The sequence below is a fragment of the Candidatus Enterococcus moelleringii genome, from assembly GCF_017377575.1.
Classification (GTDB): domain Bacteria; phylum Bacillota; class Bacilli; order Lactobacillales; family Enterococcaceae; genus Enterococcus_A; species Enterococcus_A moelleringii.
Window position 1 is genome coordinate 1 of sequence record NZ_JAFREM010000032.1, and the last position, 1,055, is coordinate 1,055.

Sequence of the window (1,055 nt, forward strand, 5' to 3'; positions counted from 1 at the left end):
GCTGCTTTGATTTCAGCGGGGGTCTTGCTAGTGTTTGGTTTGGTATAGCTCCAGGTATGGATCTTATCTTGCTCATTTCTGAAGCGGGAAACTAATTTAGTTTCTGGCATAAGCTTCTCCTTTACTCGATATTCTTAGTGACACGGGTTTGGTTAGTAACGATGACGCTATCTAATGAACTTCCTTCTTGTCCTAGATCTGTCATGACTTCGCCTAATTTCACGATGTCGGCTTCTGCTGGATTTGAAATGACGTTACTGAAGTTGACTTTCTTTTGTTTGTCTTCGCCTTCTTGTTCGATTTGTACTTGTAGTTTTGTTCCCAATTGTTGAATCATTTCACGATTCCTCCTGATAATTTTTTTGTTCCGGCCGGTGACTAAAAGATAACAGATCAGGAAAAAAGAACAAAATGCCTAAGTGTCCCGAAACCTATAGTTATTGTCCAGCAGAATTTTTAAAACGTTGATTTGATCGTAAAGTAAAATTTACTAAAAGTTTTTTTCTAGGGTACTGGGGACACTTAGGGATTTTTAAATGAAAAGGGATGAAAACTCGTCATAGTAGTATTTTTTGGGATAATGAAGACATTTTAATGATCAGATGAAATGTAAAAAATAACGATATACAAGAGTGGATTGTTTGGGTGAGGAATCCTCTTTTTAAAAAAATCCAACCTAAAAAGCTCTTACCAACGATAGGGTAAGAGCTTCCTTCAGTAAAAAATTCTAAATTAACTTAGTGTCTATTTCGTTTGGTGTGAACTTAGTCGTCTTGTTTGACGATTTCTTCTAATGCAACTCAAACGGCGACTTACGCATTAAGCAACAGCACAGGGAAATATGTAAATCTATTAGCGAACAACCCGTTAAAAGAACTATTAATGGAAAATTCCGCGCTTTATCATGGAGTGAATACCTATCACAATAAACTAGTGATTGAGCCGGTCGCAGCTGATTTAGAGATCGAGTATACGCCTTTGGATCAGGTATGGTGATTTTAGCAGAAAAGAATTAAGCGAAACCAAATTATAAAAAAATATCCCGAGTACCAGAA

The 1,055-nt window shown here is 36.7% G+C and carries 2 protein-coding genes; one reads left to right on the top strand and one right to left on the bottom strand.

Annotated elements, in window-relative coordinates; translation table 11 throughout:
- Nucleotides 1–121: 121 nt before the first annotated feature.
- Nucleotides 122–337, bottom strand: coding sequence for a DUF1659 domain-containing protein (locus JZO70_RS19420; protein ID WP_207675350.1), 216 nt, complete (start codon nucleotides 335–337; stop codon nucleotides 122–124).
- 440 nt (nucleotides 338–777) lie between these two features.
- Here JZO70_RS19420 and JZO70_RS19425 point away from each other — a divergent pair, with 440 nt between their 5' ends.
- A complete protein-coding gene (locus JZO70_RS19425; protein WP_207675351.1) occupies nucleotides 778–996 on the top strand; it encodes a hypothetical protein in 219 nt (72 codons plus the stop codon).
- Nucleotides 997–1,055 lie beyond the last annotated feature (59 nt).

Coding starts and splice junctions, on each gene's coding strand:
- JZO70_RS19420 (WP_207675350.1), bottom strand. CDS start 337: ATGATTCAACAATTGGGAACAAAACTACAAGTACAAATCGAACAAGAA.